Source organism: Microbacterium sp. A84 (genome assembly GCF_051842815.1).
In the GTDB taxonomy this organism is placed as follows: Bacteria; Actinomycetota; Actinomycetes; order Actinomycetales; family Microbacteriaceae; genus Microbacterium.
In genome coordinates, this window is record NZ_JBPXMS010000003.1 from 415,780 (window position 1) to 431,942 (window position 16,163).

The window sequence follows — 16,163 nt, forward strand, 5'->3', positions numbered from 1 at the left end:
TAGACCGCCACTGAAGGAGGTGTCAACACGGCAAAACTTATTGCAGCTGTTGATTCTGCAATCGCCGTTGACAGCCCCTCGTGGGCCTCATAGTTTTCCAATTTGAACCGGCCCATCGAAGGAGATGCCCCAATGACCCCCCACACAGACGCCTCCCCTCACATCCGCATCGAGAACAATCAGCTGGTCATCGACGACGCCCCGTTCCTGGTGCTCGGCGGAGAGCTCCACAACTCCTCGGCAACGACGCAGTCGGACCTCGAGGCACGGTGGTCGACGCTGAAGGCACTCAACCTCAACACCGCACTCATCGCCGTCCCCTGGGAATCGGTTGAGCCACGCGAGGGCGAGTTCGACTTCACGATGGTCGACAGGATCCTCTTGGGAGCGCGAACGCACGACATCAAGGTCACGCTGCTGTGGTTTGGCAGTTGGAAGAACGGGCTGTCGAGTTACCGCCCGTCCTGGGTCAAGGCAGATCCAGTGAGATTCCCCCTGGTCGCAGGTATCGACGGCGAATGCGTCCAGGTGCTGTCCGTCTTCTCCGAGGAATCACGTGACGCCGACGCCCGAGCGTTCGCCCGGCTGATGCGCCACGTGCGGGAGGCAGATGCGGGACACGACACAGTGATCATGGTCCAGGTGCAGAATGAAGTGGGCATCCTCGGGCCCTCGCGGGATCACACCACGGCGGCTCGAGAAGCATACGGCCGGCCGGTCGACGCAGCACTTGTGGAAGCCGTTGCGTCGGGACGCTACGCTGTCAAGCCCGAGATACTCGAGGCCGCGCGCGCGGCACAACCGGGCACCGACTGGGCCAATACGTTCGGGGAGTCGCTCTCCAGCGACGAGTTGTTCATGGCTCTCGGTTACGCCCGATACATCAATACCATCACCGTGGCTGGCAAGGCCGAGCACGACGTGCCGATGTTCGTGAACGCGTGGTTGGACTCCCCGGACTTCACTCCCGATGTCAGCCACATCGCGCCGTTCGGCGGACAGGTCCCCGGCAACTATCCGAGCGGCGGACCGCTCCCTCAGGTTCTTCCGGCGTGGCTTCATGGCGCGCCGGCACTGGATATCCTCACCCCTGACATCTATTGGGGTGACTTTGCTCAGTGGTGTCAGCAGTACACCGTCGAAGGCGCGCCGCTATTCATCCCGGAGATGAAGCGGAACCTCGACGGAGTCGCCGATCTGCACATCGCGATCGGGAGTTTCGGCGCGATCGGCACGTCACCCTTCGGCGTCGACGGGCGGGATAACGAGTATGCGCCCGAGGTCAAGGCCCTCCTCTCCCAGGCGTACGGGTGCCTGCAGGAACTGTCTTCCAAGATCCTGCGCGCCCAGCGGGCGGGGACCATCGTCGGATTCCACCTCGACGCCGAGCACCCCGAGGTGCTCGCCGAGCTGGGCGGCTTCACTGTGCGGATCCGCCGGGATATGGATAACGGCCGCCTGCCGGCAGCTCCCCCGGCCTGGGGAATCGTGCTGTGCGATGAGAACGGCGACTATTACGGCACCGGCGTGGGCTTCGCGGCGCAGTTCGAGACTGGCGACGGACGAAAGGCCGCTCTCGACCGTGTCGAACGCGTCTCGCTGATCGACGGCGAGTGGGTCGTCGATCAGGTGCTCAATGGTGATGAAACAGTTTCCGGAGAGTACTTCCGCTTCCCATATCTGGGGCACATCCCCGGTATCTCGTTCGGCGAATCGTATGACGAGCCTGCCGTTCGCCGCTGCGCGGTATACACGTACTGAGGACACATGATGATCCCGACGACGATGAGAGCGAGCCAGCTTCAGGGACCGCTCGTCTTAGAGGTGAGGTCGATCCCTGTCCCGGTCGCGCGCGCTGAGGACGTGATCGTGCGGATCGAAGCCGTGGGCCTGTGCGGTTCCGATGTGCACTTCTACCAGCACGGTCGAGTCGGAGACCTCGTGGTCGAGCACCCGCTGGTGCTCGGGCATGAGGCCTCCGGGGTGATCGTCTCAGCCGGGTCGGGAGTGGACCCGCGCCGGATCGGTGAGCGCGTCGCGATCGAACCCCAGCGCCATTGCCGAGAGTGCCGCTACTGCCTCGACGGTCGCTACAACCTCTGTGTCGCCATGGAGTTCGCGAGCGCACCGCCCGTGGACGGCGCGCTCGCAGAGTACATGTGCATTCCGTCCATATTCGCTCATCCGATCCCTGGCGAGATGTCCTTCGTGCAGGCGACGTTCGTCGAGCCGCTATCGGTCGGACTCGCTGCGGCACGGAAGGCCGGCATCGCACCCGGGATGAGGGTCCTCGTCGCAGGTGCGGGGCCGATCGGCATCCTCACTGCCGCCGCCGCGAAGATCCACGGCGCGGATACCGTTGTACTGGTCGACCCACAAGAGCAGCGTCTCGAAGCGGCCAGGCAGACCGCGGCCTTCCGGACAGCCAGACCGCTCGACCTCTCCGATGAGACGTTCGATGTCTTCGTCGACGCTTCCGGTGCTGCCGCGGCGATCGACGATGGTCTGCGGCGCCTGTCGGCCGGCGGAATCGCCGTTCTCGTCGGTATGGGGTCCGCTCGCTACGATCTTGACGTCTTCCTCGTCCAGAGCAAGGAGCTCAGGCTTGAGGGGCTGTTCAGGTATGCCAACACTTGGCCGACTGCGATCCACATGATTGCATCGGGAGCGGTCAAGGTCGACCACCTCGTAGCAGCGATGTACGGGCTCGATGATGTTCAGGCCGCGATGGAGCGCAATGGCGACGCCGACGCCATCAAATTGATCGTCTGTCCGCTGCGGTAGCAAGCAGATGTATCCCTCGACCGGGCCCTATCCAGCCGGTAGCTGCAATTGCTCGGATAGTTCAGCGAAGGCGCCGGCTTGGGAGCGTTGAGTCCTCGTTGCCTGAGCGTTCAAGTTCGTGCACCATACGGGGTAAACCCGAAATCCCCTCTTGCCCGGGGCATGAGAAGACTGAACAATACCGAGTCCCACCAGATGCTCGCGAGAAAAAGTGAATACCCCGAACCGCGATCCGTCTTTTACGAAGACCATGAGGCCCTCGCACCTATCGGTGCTCTCGAAAGGTTGAGTCTTTCCTGATGGTGATCTTTTCCACACCGCAACGAACGCACCAGGCTTTGTTGGAGTGACTCGCGCCGTCCTGATGCGCCAGCAACCTGAACCTATCTCTACTTGACCGGCCTCGTAGTCGCTGCCCTGCTCCTCCGTGACAATTTCCGAAGAGGCTAAGCCTGATCGAAGTCGATATTCTTCGAAGGCCGAGAATCGCATGACCGTAGCCTAACAAGACTCCGAAAGCCTCTTGGCTAAGGGTGTTGGAGGTGCTGTTACCTCCGCAGTGGAGCGCCGCGATGGACTCAGATCGCGTATCCCTCGACTGGCCCCTCGGTGTTCGACTTCCACCCGAGCGCCGGTGCCACGTGCTTCGCGAATGACTCCAGCACGTGCAGGTTGTAATCCACACCCAGCTGAGTGGGGATTGCTTAGGATGTAACGGACGATCTCCCACGGAACGGAACTGGATGACGAATCAAGTCACACGTCCCCTGTGAATGCAAGACGTACTCAATCTTCTTTGAAAGCGGCAAGGAAGAAGTCTGGGATCACCGTTGCGATCTGGTCTGCCAGAGTCTTGAGCGCCGTTTCCGGCCAGCCATAGTAGGCAGTCACATAGTTCAGAGCGTTGTAGAAGGCCGCAAGAGCGGCACGTACATCTTTCTCAACCGACTCTATTGTGACGCGGACATTGGCTACGTGGTGGCCGGTCTTCTCGTCCTTGGTCCACACGCGCGTTTCGCGCACTGTGTAGAGGGTGGGGTGAGTGAGGTTCGAGAGCAGTCCGTACATGCCGGAGGCCACGGTGGCATCGATGGTGCCGCCGAAGGAGCGTGTCAGCTCGTACATACACTCAACCGCGTCTCCGAGGCTCGGAAGCTTCTGACCGTGAAGTCGCCACTTGCTGAGCTCCTCAGGAGTCGAGTCAGGGAAGCGCGCGGCAATGTCTGCCTTGACCTTCTTGTATGCGGTTGCCATGCGTGTGTGAGTCGGGTCACTCTTACCGCGGAGACGTCCCGCGTTCATCTTGGCTTCTTCGGCGCTCTTCAACTCTTCGAGGTAGGCGCGAGCGAGACGGTCTTCAGGAGCCTCGTCGGGGTCGTCACCGGTTACCCACACCGCGTGTGCACAGTTCTCGATGACTGCGCGCAGCAGCAGAGGCGGACTAGCGACGACCTCCGCGCTCCTGAGAAGAGCCGCCCAACTTCCCATATGCGCCGCGGAGCTGAAGAGGAAGATCTGTATGGCCTCTGTGATGAGGCGGTGGCCGGTCTCTCCGGTCGGCTTGTCGATTGCCGGATCCGGTGACGGCAGGGATGCCGCTGCTTCCGCTGCGCCCGATCCTGCTACGGGTTCCCAATGGAAGTTGTTGGCGGTTTCGTGGAAGGCGTCGCGACTCGCGGACAGCGTCTGCGCCAACTCTTCGAGGCGGTCGCTGTACGTGGACGGCGTGGTCTGCCAGTAAGTCATCGTTGCCCCTTTCGAGTGGATCGGCGGCGGTGCAAACCTAGTCGATCGGTACGTGCCATTCTGTGATTGATGGCTCAGTGCTTGTGGCAACGGATTGCCGAAGGACCGGCGAGGTTTACTCTCGCTACCCTTGGCCCCCAACTATGGCCGCGACCTCTGTCTAGTGCGGTGACTCTGCAACTTCCTTTATAAACTTCTTCGAAACAAAACCGCGACCACGATGCCACCCGTCGAAGAACGCGACAGCTTCGTTGCGGGCCTTTTGCGCTTCGTCGAGAAGACTCTCCAGTTCGCCTGCCTCGGCATTGATCCTGTCAACTGTCCTGCGGAACTGTGCCTCTTCCGCGCCTCCAGATTTGTAAGACTGCCTGTCCAGTTTGTTCAGGCCGCTGTTTCCCTCCACCTTCGGCTGGAGGCTACGCGCCCCACTCGCCGCCTTGCGTAGCGGGACGTTCACCGCTTTGGCGTAGGGCGCACCGTCCGAAAGCTTCCAAAATACGGCCTTCTTCCACCACTCAGGACGGGCCAGCTTCCGCACGCATGCGTCGAGAGCGTCTGAGAGTTCGGTCAGCGCTGCGGCATCGCCCGCGGATAAGAGATGGGCCCGGTGACGCACCAAGCGAATTGGCTCCTCCATCCCGTTGAACGCGCCGGAGAGTACTTCGTACAACCTGAGTTGCAACGCTGCATGATCTCGGGCTTCAGCCTGGATCGGTTTCACAGCTGTTCTCAGAGCGGATGCCAGGGGGCGAGCAAGGTCAGTTATATCCACCATTGGATTGAGCGTAGTGGTGTCGGGCCTATTCACCACCTTTCACAAACGATCGCCTAGCGAAGCTGCTGAGTGCTGTTCTTCGAGGCGCTACTCACTGGGCCACCGGCGTCACTGTAGGGTTCACGCCGTCAGTCTATTGGCTCGCTGGACACGGCTCGCCGAAGCAATCCGGAGATTACTGACTCGTCGCGTACCGACCGGGCATGGCTAGGAAACCGCGCCTCGCTCTTCTGTCTCCCTGATCCACACACCGCAGGCGAGCCTCTCGCTAGGCTCCAGTCATGCAGACACTTCACATCGAGCTTCGCAACTGCCACGGGGTCCGAGAGCTCGATGCTGTTCTCCCGTTCGATCGGAAGCGAGCGGTCGCCATCTATGCGCCGAACGGGACGATGAAATCGAGCTTCGCGCGGACCTTCCTGGACTTCTCGCGAGGGGAAGACTCGGCCGATCATATCTTCACCGATCGCGAAACTCTCCGAAGCATCTCGGATGAGAACGGGACTCAGCCGGACCCCTCTAGCGTGGCTGTCTTCCTGGCATATGACGAGCAATACGCTCCGGACGGGTTCACTTCAACGCTCCTCGTCAACGCGCCGCTTCGCACCGAGTTTGAGGCCATCAACAAAGGGCTGATGAAGTTTGAGCTCGCACTGACCAAGGAGCTGAAGAAGACGGCTCGAACAAAGCAAGATGTGGCAACGCTTGTCTCGCAGATCTTCACAAAGCAAGACGACAACTTTTTCGGCGCCTTGGCTCGAGTCAGCTACGAGGTCGAGCAGCTCGAAGATGCGTCCTTCGCCGATCTGCCCTACGACACAATATTCAACGCCAGCGTTGAGAAGGTCCTGGACGACTCTGCGATGCGCGATCTGCTCAGCGACTATGTCACCCGACTCAACGAGCTACTGGACAAGTCGACCTTCTTCAGTCGGGCATCGTTCAGCTACTACAACGCTGAAACTGTGAGCAAGAGCCTCGTTAGCCAGGGCTTCTTCAAAGCCAAGCACTCGTTGCTTCTCTCGGGTGATGAGAGCCCACGAGAAGTGTCGAGCGAGAAAGAGCTGACGGCCCTGATCACCGAGGAGAAGCAGCGGATCTCGGACGACGATGAGCTGGCGAAACGACTCGGGGTGCTGGAGAAGGCCCTGAACGCCAACCAGGCCACCCGCGACTTCTTCAAACTCGTTTCTGATCGCCCCGAGCTCCTCGCCAACTTCCAGAACATCGAACTGTTCAAAGAGAAGCTCTGGGTCTCGTATCTGAAGGTGTCGGAGGAACTCGTCTCGGAAGCAGTAGCTAGCCACAAGTCCTCAGAGGACCGACGCAAGGCGATCCTCAAGCAGGCAGTGGCCGAACGAACGCGTTGGGAGGAGGTAATCGAGCTTTTCAACACACGGTTCTCCGTACCATTCAGGCTCGTTCCACGGAATCGGGAGAAGGTGATGCTCGCTCAAGAGCCGTTCCTGACTCTCGATTTCGAGTTCAAGGACGGTGGCGGATCATCACGCGTAGACCGAGAGCATCTGCTCCGAGTTCTCAGCACTGGCGAGAAGAAGGCTTTCTACATTCTGAACATCCTCTTCGAGGTGGAGGCCCGTCGCGGCACCGGTGAGCTGGCGCTATTCGTCATCGACGACATCGCAGACTCCTTCGACTACAAGAACAAGTACGCCATCATCTACTACCTGCAAGAGATGGAGCAGGAGGAGAACTTTCGCCTTCTGATCCTGACTCACAACTTCGACTTCCTGCGCACGATCTACGGTCGAGGCGTCGTGGGTTGGGGACATTGCTTTATGGCCGAGAAGAGTCCGGACAGGGTCAAGCTCAGCGAGATGGGGGGCAACACCATCAAAAACCCCTTCACGCTGGACTTCAAGAAGAAGATCTTCAGCGATGGGATGAAGAGGGTCGCCTGCATACCGTTCGTTCGAAACCTCATCGAGTACAGCCGGGGCACCGACGATGCCGACTACCTGAAGCTGACCTCGCTGCTCCACCGGAAGACCGAAACTGCTTCCATCACGCAGGGTGAGCTAGACACCATCTTCAGAAATGCTCTGGCAGGACTGCCCGCCCAGTCATGGGCTGATCCGAGCGAGTCGGTGGTCGACATGATCTACCGCGAGGCAGATACATGCCTCGAAGCAGACGAAGGTGTGAACTTCGCGAACAAGATCGTTCTCTCCATAGCTATTCGGCTTCGTTCCGAGTCATACATGCTCGGTCAGATCAACGACCCGGCGACCACCGATGCGATCACTAAGAACCAGAACTGGGAACTCTTCAAGCTGTTTGATCAGCGCGGACTCGGCACCTCCGTTGAGCTCGCACTCTTACGATCGGTGCTACTCATGACCCCGGAGAACTTGCACATCAACTCGTTCATGTACGAGCCGATCATCGACATGTCGGACGGTTCACTCCGCGATCTGTACTCAACGATCGCAGAGATGGATCGAGTTGCCGTGTGACTGCGGCCTTTTTCATGCCCTCAGCGCGCAGAGCCTGCGATCTCAGCCCGTCCTAGACAGCCTTCGACAGTGTGTGCATGGGGCGAGGAGACACGCTTAGATCGCGTACCCCTCGACCGGGCCCTCCGTGTTTGGTTTCCAGCCGAGCGAGGGGGCTACGTGCTTCGCGAATGACTCCAGCACGTGCAGGTTGTAATCCACACCGAGCTGGTTCGGGATGGTGAGCATCAGAGTGTCGGAGGCCATCACGGCTTCGTCGGCGAGGAGCTGCTCGATGAGCACATCCGGCTCTGCGGCATACGTCTTACCGAACGTCGAGCGGAACCCGTCGATGATTCCGATCTGGTCGCCGTTCTCGGCACTGCGCAGGCCGAAATAGCCTCGATCGCGGTCATCCATGATCGGGAAGACGCTGCGGCTGACCGAGACGCGGGGCGTGCCGGTATGGCCGGCTGCCTTGTATGCGGCTCGATACAGGTCGATCTGTTCGCGCTGCAGCTGGTCGAACGGCACGCCGGTGGCCTCGGTGAGCAGTGTCGAGCTCATCAGGTTCAAACCCTTGCGTCCGGTCTCTTCTGCGGTCGCGCGTGACCCCGAACCCCACCAGACGTGCTCGCGCAGCGTCTCGGAACGCGGCTCAATCGCCAAGTACCGCCCCTCTCCGACCTGCTGGGGATCGCCCTGCACGACACCCGCGCCGTCGATCGCCTCGAGGAACAGGTCAAACTTGTCGCGAGCGAGGTCGGTGCCGCGGGGGTCCTCGCTGCCGACGTAGCCGAATGCCTCGTAGCCGCGCAGCGCGGTCTCGGGTGAACCACGGCTCACTCCGAGGGCGATGCGTCCGCGGGCGATGAGGTCGAGCGCGGCTGCTTCCTCAGCGAACTGCAGCGGATTTTCGTACCGCATGTCGATGACGCCGGTCCCGACCTCGATGCGCTCAGTCTTCGCCGCCATCGCTGCGAGCAACGGCATGGGAGAGGCCGCCTGGCGCGCGAAGTGATGCACCCGCACGTAGGCACCGTTGACACCGATCTCATCCGCACCGACCGTGAGATCGATCGTCTGGTGCAGCATGTCGCCCGCCGTGCGCGTGCCTGAGCCCGGAACGGGCGCATAGTGCCCGAAGGAGAGAAATCCGAAAGCCTTCATGTTCGTATGCAACCGCATAGATTCATAGTTATTCCCTGGCCCGCTCCGAGTCGGGGACGAGGAACCCGTCCAGCACGAGCTGACGGATGCGCGGCTCGAGATCCTGCCACAGCGCCACCAACGGCACCTCGAACAGGTCAGCCAGTGCCGCCACGATCTGCGTGACGGTCAACTCGCCATCGCAGGCCCCGACGAAACCGGCCAGTGCAGGATCCACCAACACTGTGCGTCCGAACCCGCCGCCCTGGCGGAGCTCGATCACGCTCGGATCGTCGTTTCCGGGCATGAAGTGCCGCGCCTCTGTGACATCCGGCGCCGTGACCAGCGTCATCGGGACGCCATCGCCGAGCACATCGTGCGCAGTCAGTCCGTCGCGCAGCGCGCGCCCTGGCGCAGACAGCGGCTGAGCCACCTTCTCGAATCGGCGCAGTGGCTCGTGACCCACCGGTCCACGCCGCAGCAGAACGTACCCGAAGCCGATCGCGGTGACGCCACGTGCGGAGAAGTCGTCGAGCCAGGCTTCCAGCATCCGCCCGAAAGCCGCTTCACGCGGGGTGGTGCCGCCATCGCGGATCCACAGCTCCGCATAGGAGAGAGGCGTGAGCTCTTCGCGCTCGACGACCCATACGTCAAGAGTGTCGTGCACCCACGATTCCACGCGCTCAAGACCCGCGGCAGCGCGCGATTCCCAATTGCCCAGCAGCTGTGCCACCCCGCCTGGCTTCAGGTGCGCGGGAACTTCACGCACGAACTGCTCGACGAGCGCGTCACCAATGAGTCCGCCATCGCGGTATTCGTACTCGGTCACGCCGTCGACGCGCGGAGTGATGACAAACGGCGGGTTGGACACGATCAGATCGAATGCCTCGCCTGCAACGGGTTCGAACATGCTGCCCTGGCGGAACGTGATGTTGTTCACACCGTTCAGGCGCGCGTTGAACTCGGCGAAAGCGAGCGCCCGCGCGGAGATATCGGTCGCGACAACTTCGCCGGCATGACGGGCGACAAGTAACGCCTGGATGCCGCATCCGGTACCAAGATCGAGCGCCCGCGCGACCGGGTTCGGGATGATCAGCTCCGCCAGCGTGCGGGATGCCCCACCCACGCCGAGCACATGGTCCGGCGGCAGCGCAGTGCCGAGGGCGAGTTCGTCGAGGTCGCTGGCGATCCACCACTCCCCTACGCCGTCAGCATCGACAAAGGACTGCGGATGCAGGAGCACAGATGGCGCAGCATCCGCGCCCGAAATCGTGGCGAATCCGAGTCCGACCAGACCGTCAACTCCCAGCCGCGGCAGCGCCGCCGCAACGAGGGCGCTCGGCTGCGGCATCCCGAGCACGAAAAACCGACCGAGCGTGGCGAGGGCGCCGTCGTCACCATGGATCGCCCGAAGCAGCGGCTCACGCACCCCACGTGCGATCGCATCGTCTGCTTCCTCTCCCCACAGCTGCCGGAGCGGCTCTGAGCGGAAATCTGCAGCATCGAGATCGGCCGACAGCGCAGCGACGAGGGAGGGATCTGGAGTGGGCGGGAGAGCGTCGGACACGGCCGTCACTCTACGCGCCTTCAGGGTTCCGCGATGCCATCCGCCTAGAATTGCGAGGTCACAACTCACGGGCTGGCCGCCACGGCGCCCGAGGAAGACCAGAGACGTTGATCAGCCCCCGAATCGGCAGTCGTGTGCGCGCGCAGCGCTGTGCACGCGGTTTCGTCGCGTTCTCACTCACTGCCGGCCTCCTCGCTGCGCCGCATTTCATCGCCGTCTCGCCGGCGGCCGCCGCGGTCACGGCGGTCGAAGACACCGATGCCGGAACTGTGGAGCTTTCGCTCTCAGCGGGTCTGCACGGCGTGATCCAGCCGGGTGTTGCGCTGACGACGAGCATCACCATCAACAACAGCAGCGACGAAGAGCTCCCCGCGGGGCGCGTCGCCATCGAACTCAACCGCACGCCGCTCGCAGACCGCACGGCGGTCACATCGTGGCTCGATGCCGGCGAGACCGGTGGCGAATTCGACCTGCTCAGCAGCGAGCTCTCCACGGCCGTCCCGGCATCCGAGACTGCGATGATCTCGGCCGTCACCCCCGTCACCACACTGGGTGTGCTGGCGGACGGTGTCTATCCACTGCGGGTCACCCTTGAGGACGGAACGACCGGCGATGCGTCGGACACGGATGCTCCTCGCAGCATCACGGCGAACAGTGTGCTCATCGTCAGTGCGGGCGCAGCAACCCAGGTGACGATCATGGTGCCGATCACGGCGACACCCGCCGACGGTGCCCTCCTCACCGCCGATGAGCTGAGTACACTCACCGCACCCGACGGCGCCCTCACCGCGCAGTTGGACGGCATCTCCGGCACCGCGGCTGTGCTCGCCGTCGACCCGCTGATCCCTGCCGCCATTCGTGTGCTCGGCTCTGCCGCACCGCTGACCGCGAGTGATTGGCTCGCCCGGCTCGAGACGCTCTCCAATGAGCGCTTCGCGCTGCAGTACGGCGATGCGGATGCCACTGTTCAGGCCCAGGCCGACCTACCGGAGCTGCTTTCTCCGTTGCCATTCACGTCGTACCTCAACGAGGCGAACTTCCTCCAGACAGAGGGCACCGCCACTCCTTCGCCCTCACCCTCGCCCTCACCGACGCCGACCGCGCCGGCGCTTCCGACCGATGACGAGCTCACGATGATTGATGCTGAGGAATCTGGGATCCTGTGGCCACTCGGAGACGTCAACACGGCTGATCTCGCCAAATTCGCCACGTACTTCGACAGCGATGTCACGACGATCCTGCCCTCGTCATCCATCGCCGCACCCACAGGCGCACTCATCGAGATCGACGGCGACAATGTGCTGGTGATGGATGCCACGGCCTCCGCCACACTGTCGGATGCCGCCGCTGAAGAAGACGCAGCGCTCCGCGAGCATGAGATCGCTGAAGCCCTCGCTCAGCTCACTTTCACCGGTGGCCACACGCCCCTGCTCGTCGGTCTCGACCGCGATGAGAACCGCACGGCGGATGCTCTGCGAGAAACGATTCTGTCGCTCTCCACGATCTCTGAGCCGATCGGTCTGGATGCGCTGCGCACAGCGGCACCGGCATCCGCCACGCTCGCCGTCGAGTCCTCGGCGGATCGTGTGGCTGTCCTGAGCAAGTTACTTGCCGACGAGGCGCATCTAGCCGCGTTCTCGTCGATTCTCGACGATCCGCTTGTACTCCGCTCGCCGGAGCGCCTGCAGATTCTCCGCCTGATCGGCGTCGGGGCATCCGACAGCTATGCAGAGGATGCCGGCACACACCAGGCGAAGACCAGCACGACGCTCAATGCGGTCGGTGTACAGCAGCCCAGCCCCATCCAGCTGTTCACCTCGGCGGCGCCACTGCCGGTGTGGGTGCGCAACGATCTGCCGTGGCCAGTGAATGTGACACTCACCTCAACTCCCTCGGATGCCCGCCTCGATGTGCAACCGACGAAGGATTTCGTGGCGCAGCCCGCGAACAACGAACGTGTCAAGGTACCTGTCGAGGCTCGAGTGGGTAGCGGTGAGCTCGAAGTCAGCTTCAGCCTCAGCTCTCCCACCGGTGTGCCGATCGGGGTCGATCAGACGGCGAAGGTGACCGTCCGCGCCGAATGGGAGAACATCGGTCTGGGCATCCTCGGCGGAGTCATCGCTCTGCTGCTCGTGCTCGGTGTGGTGCGCACCGTCGTGCGGCGACGGAAGGCTGCGGGCCAGCCGACCTCCGTCGCTTCAGAGGACTCGGCAGAAGAGGTGACCGGTGAGTAGTCTCGGGCGCGCCAGCGCGGTCATCGCCGCGGGCACCATGGTGTCCCGGGTGACAGGGTTGCTGCGCAGTATCGTGCTCGTCGCAGTCATCGGATCCTACGGCGAGGTTGCTGACTCATTCGCGTACGCCAATCAGCTACCGAACAGCGTCTTCGCGCTGATCTCCGTCGGCATCCTGACCGCTGTCATCGTTCCGCAAATCGTCAAGGCGACAGCTGACGCCGATGGGGGCAACGCCTTCATCTCCAAACTGTTCACGCTCGGCACTGTCGTGCTGGTCGTCACCACCGCCATCGCCACGATCGCCGCGCCATGGCTGGTGATCATCGTCGCAGGGCAGGCAGATCCGGACATCATCGCGCTTGCCACTGTGCTTGCGTACTGGTGCCTTCCGCAGATCCTCTTTTACGGTCTCTACGCTCTGCTCGGTGAGGCGCTGAACGCCCGCAAGATATATGGTCCGTTCACCTGGGCACCGGTGATCAACAACATTGTCTCGATCATCGGGTTCATCCTGATCGGCATCGCGTTCAGCCCCGTGTCCACGGATGCGACGCGATGGACGCCAGGCATGATTGCCGCGCTCGGTGGCACGGCGACTCTCGGCATCGCGCTCCAGGGTCTCGTGCTGTTGATCTTCTGGCGCCGCACCGGGCTGTCTCTCAAGCCCGACTTTCGCTGGCGCGGCGTCGGTCTCGGCAACGTCGGGCGGCTGGCCGGTTGGACCTTCCTCATGGCTTTTGCCAGCCTCGCCGCCGGCATCCTGCAGGGAAACATCGTCAGTGCTGCCGCGGGCGTTGGTGCATCCGCAGCGGTGGCGGGGAACGCGTGGCTGATCTTCATGCTGCCGTATTCAGTCATCGTGCTGTCGATCGGCACCCCTTACTTCACGCAGATCAGCGAGCACGCTGCGGCTCGTCGTCACGACGAAGTACGTGCAGACATCAGCCGAAGCATCCGCACTCTCGTCTTCTTCATCGCTGCCGCCCTCGCGGCCGTCGCGGCCGCTGCGGTCCCCGCTTCCCGCGTCTTCACGAGAAGTCCCGATGAGGCAGGCGGCGCCGCCATTGTCCTACTGGCGTACCTCATCGGCTTGCTCCCGTTGACGATTCTGTTCATCGTGCAGCGGACGTTCTATGCATACGACGACACCCGCACGCCCTTCTGGTTCACAATCATCCAGTGCGCGCTGATCGTCATCACCGCCCTCACTGCCGCGGCGTTGCTCGCCGCTGACGTGCTGCCGCTCTCCCTGCTCGCGGCGGCTGTCGCGCTCGGACAGTCAATCGCCAGCACGTTGCAGGTGATCCTGGCCACATGGCTGCTGCACCGCAAGATCGGTGGGCTGCAGATCCGTTCCTGGATGACGGCAATCGGACGCTTCGCGATCGCTGCGATCCCCGCCGGATTCGCAGGATGGGGCGTGTTCCTCCTGCTCGGCGGTTCGAACGGATGGATGCTCTCCAGCCAACTCCTCGGTGCGGTCGGCACCGCGATCATTGGGCTCATCGTGGTGGTCGTCTACATCGCGCTGCTCGCTCTCATGCGCGCGCCCGAGCTCAAGGTCGGCGCAGACCTGCTGAAGCGCTTCTTGCCCGGACGCTGACGCACAGCGCGGCTCTCAGGCCCGGGAATGTCCCGCGGCTACCATTGGTTGAAGCAGTGGAGCGTCCTGCCCAGGCAAAGAGAGAGAACACATGCGCAAGGTCATCATCATCGGCTCCGGCCCCGCCGGATTTACCGCCGCCATCTACGCGGCGCGCGCGAACCTCGAGCCGCTTCTCATCGCAAGTTCGGTCGAGGTCGGCGGTGAGCTGATGAACACCACCGACGTGGAGAACTACCCGGGCTTCCCCGAGGGCATCCAGGGACCTGAGCTCATGGCTAAGTTCCAGGAGCAGGCAGAGAAGTTTGGTACTGAGGTCGTCTACGACGATGTCACCTCACTGGATCTAGACGGCGATGTCAAGACGATCACGCTCGGCAGCGGCACGGTGCACGAGACTCAGTCGCTGATCTACGCGACCGGCTCGGCGTACCGCAAGCTCGGCGTCGAGGGTGAAGAGCGCCTCTCCGGCTACGGCGTCTCGTGGTGCGCCACCTGCGACGGCTTCTTCTTCCGTGAGAAGACCATCGCCGTCGTCGGCGGCGGCGACTCGGCGATGGAAGAGGCCACTTTCCTCACTCGCTTCGCGGACAAGGTCTACGTCATCCACCGCAAGGACACGCTGCGTGCGTCGAAGATCATGCAGGATCGCGCCTTCGCGAACGAGAAGATCGAGTTCATCTGGAACAGCGAGGTCACCGAGGTTACCGGTGGCGACAGCGTCGCAGGAGTGAAACTGCGCAACACTGTGGACGGCGCGCTCTCCGATCTGGCGCTCGATGGTCTGTTTGTCGCGATCGGCAACGACCCGCGCACCCACCTGGTGCACGAGAAGCTTGAGCTCACATCCGAGGGCACGATCTGGGTAGAGGGTCGCTCCTCGCGCACCTCTACGCCTGGTGTGTTCGCCGCGGGTGACGTCATCGACCCGACCTACCGTCAGGCGATCACCGCTGCCGGGTCTGGCACGGTTGCGGCCCTCGATGCCGAGCACTACATCGCAGCCCTCGAGGACACAGCCCCGGTTGGGGCATCCGTCTAGGGAACACAATCCATTCACTCGCTGTTGTAGCGGGTGAACCTCAATTCAAGGAGAAACTGATGACTGCGAAGGTAACGAGCCAGGCGACATTCGAGCAGGATGTACTGCTGGCCGAAGGCCCCGTTCTGGTCGATTTCTGGGCCGAATGGTGTGGTCCGTGTCGCATGGTCGCACCGGTGCTCGATCAGATCCAAGCGGAGAATGCCGACAAGATCACCATCGTCAAGCTCAACGTCGACGAGAACCCCGAACTTGCCATGAAGTACCAGATCACGTCGATTCCGGCGATGAAGGTCTTCCAGGGCGGAGAGGTCAAGGCGACCATCATCGGCGCCAAGCCGAAGCCCGCGCTCGAGAAGGATCTCGCCGCGTTCCTCGCCTGACCCCGAAACGACAAAACCACGCCGAGACCACACGTATAGGACGTGGTTTCGGCGTGGTTTTGTCGTTTCGCGAAGCGTTCGGGGATCAGGACACGTCAGCGACCGTGGTGTCCCACTTGCGGTGACGTGTCTTCTCGCCCAGGAGTCCCCACACGGCCGGAGTCAGTTCCGGATACTCGAGTGCGATCTGTCGCATGACGCGGTAATTACGCGCAGCGTTCGGCCGCACGCCATCGTTCGCGGAGATGTTGTCGGCGCGCAGAAGATAGACGACCAGCTCATCGACGCTGGGGAGATCTTCCATGAATTCCCACGGATCCTCGCCGCCCAGCAAACGCTCCTGAACGATCACAGCCAGTTCGTCAGTCGCCTCCGCGCGTAGAACTTCCAAACTCGCGCGACGCGGAACAGCTTCTGACAT

General features: G+C 62.4%; 13 protein-coding genes and 1 pseudogene. 7 read left to right on the forward strand and 7 right to left on the reverse strand.

Annotated features, from left to right (window positions below; all coding sequences use genetic code 11):
* Positions 1–132: 132 nt before the first annotated feature.
* Together ACSU04_RS14585 and ACSU04_RS14590 are read left to right on the forward strand one after the other, a co-directional pair.
* A complete protein-coding gene (locus ACSU04_RS14585; protein WP_439290087.1) occupies positions 133–1,761 on the forward strand; it encodes a GH35 family beta-galactosidase in 1,629 nt (542 codons plus the stop codon).
* A 6-nt stretch (positions 1,762–1,767) separates the two neighbouring features.
* Positions 1,768–2,784, forward strand: coding sequence for an NAD(P)-dependent alcohol dehydrogenase (locus ACSU04_RS14590; RefSeq protein ID WP_439290088.1), 1,017 nt, complete (start codon positions 1,768–1,770; stop codon positions 2,782–2,784).
* Positions 2,785–2,811: 27 nt separating this feature from the next.
* On the opposite strand, the gene ACSU04_RS14595 is transcribed toward ACSU04_RS14590, so the two are convergent.
* From ACSU04_RS14595 to ACSU04_RS14610, 4 genes and pseudogenes are all read right to left on the reverse strand, one after another.
* Complete coding sequence (locus ACSU04_RS14595) at positions 2,812–3,276, reverse strand: MepB family protein (RefSeq protein WP_439290089.1); 465 nt, start codon at positions 3,274–3,276, stop codon at positions 2,812–2,814.
* A gap of 86 nt (positions 3,277–3,362) precedes the next feature.
* Positions 3,363–3,485: pseudogene (locus ACSU04_RS14600) on the reverse strand (LLM class flavin-dependent oxidoreductase); the annotation flags it as partial.
* Between the two features lie 85 nt (positions 3,486–3,570).
* Entirely contained in the window at positions 3,571–4,530 is a 960-nt protein-coding gene (locus tag ACSU04_RS14605) for a hypothetical protein (protein WP_439290090.1), read from the reverse strand.
* Positions 4,531–4,690: 160 nt separating this feature from the next.
* A complete protein-coding gene (locus tag ACSU04_RS14610; protein ID WP_439290091.1) occupies positions 4,691–5,251 on the reverse strand; it encodes a hypothetical protein in 561 nt (186 codons plus the stop codon).
* Between the two features lie 335 nt (positions 5,252–5,586).
* Here ACSU04_RS14610 and ACSU04_RS14615 point away from each other — a divergent pair, with 335 nt between their 5' ends.
* Positions 5,587–7,782: a hypothetical protein gene (locus ACSU04_RS14615; RefSeq protein WP_439290092.1), complete on the forward strand. Its 2,196-nt coding sequence runs from the start codon at positions 5,587–5,589 to the stop codon at positions 7,780–7,782.
* Positions 7,783–7,878: 96 nt separating this feature from the next.
* On the opposite strand, the gene ACSU04_RS14620 is transcribed toward ACSU04_RS14615, so the two are convergent.
* The gene (locus ACSU04_RS14620) at positions 7,879–8,931 is read right to left on the reverse strand and encodes an LLM class flavin-dependent oxidoreductase (protein ID WP_439290116.1); all 1,053 of its coding nucleotides are present in this window, start codon (positions 8,929–8,931) and stop codon (positions 7,879–7,881) included.
* Positions 8,932–8,959: 28 nt separating this feature from the next.
* Positions 8,960–10,486: a class I SAM-dependent methyltransferase gene (locus tag ACSU04_RS14625; RefSeq protein WP_439290093.1), complete on the reverse strand. Its 1,527-nt coding sequence runs from the start codon at positions 10,484–10,486 to the stop codon at positions 8,960–8,962.
* A 98-nt stretch (positions 10,487–10,584) separates the two neighbouring features.
* Here ACSU04_RS14625 and ACSU04_RS14630 point away from each other — a divergent pair, with 98 nt between their 5' ends.
* From ACSU04_RS14630 to trxA, 4 genes are all read left to right on the forward strand, one after another.
* Entirely contained in the window at positions 10,585–12,711 is a 2,127-nt protein-coding gene (locus ACSU04_RS14630; RefSeq protein WP_439290094.1) for a DUF6049 family protein, read from the forward strand.
* On the forward strand, positions 12,704–14,317 hold the full coding sequence (murJ, locus tag ACSU04_RS14635) for a murein biosynthesis integral membrane protein MurJ (RefSeq protein WP_439290095.1): 1,614 nt from the start codon (positions 12,704–12,706) through the stop codon (positions 14,315–14,317). The genes ACSU04_RS14630 and murJ overlap by 8 nt, the downstream gene beginning before the upstream one ends.
* A 91-nt stretch (positions 14,318–14,408) precedes the next feature.
* Complete coding sequence (gene trxB, locus ACSU04_RS14640; RefSeq protein WP_439290096.1) at positions 14,409–15,359, forward strand: thioredoxin-disulfide reductase; 951 nt, start codon at positions 14,409–14,411, stop codon at positions 15,357–15,359.
* Between the two features lie 59 nt (positions 15,360–15,418).
* A complete protein-coding gene (gene trxA, locus ACSU04_RS14645) occupies positions 15,419–15,742 on the forward strand; it encodes a thioredoxin (RefSeq protein ID WP_439283268.1) in 324 nt (107 codons plus the stop codon).
* Positions 15,743–15,827: 85 nt separating this feature from the next.
* On the opposite strand, the gene ACSU04_RS14650 is transcribed toward trxA, so the two are convergent.
* Positions 15,828–16,163, reverse strand: a complete 336-nt coding sequence (locus ACSU04_RS14650; RefSeq protein WP_439283270.1) for a tryptophan synthase subunit alpha — start codon at positions 16,161–16,163, stop codon at positions 15,828–15,830.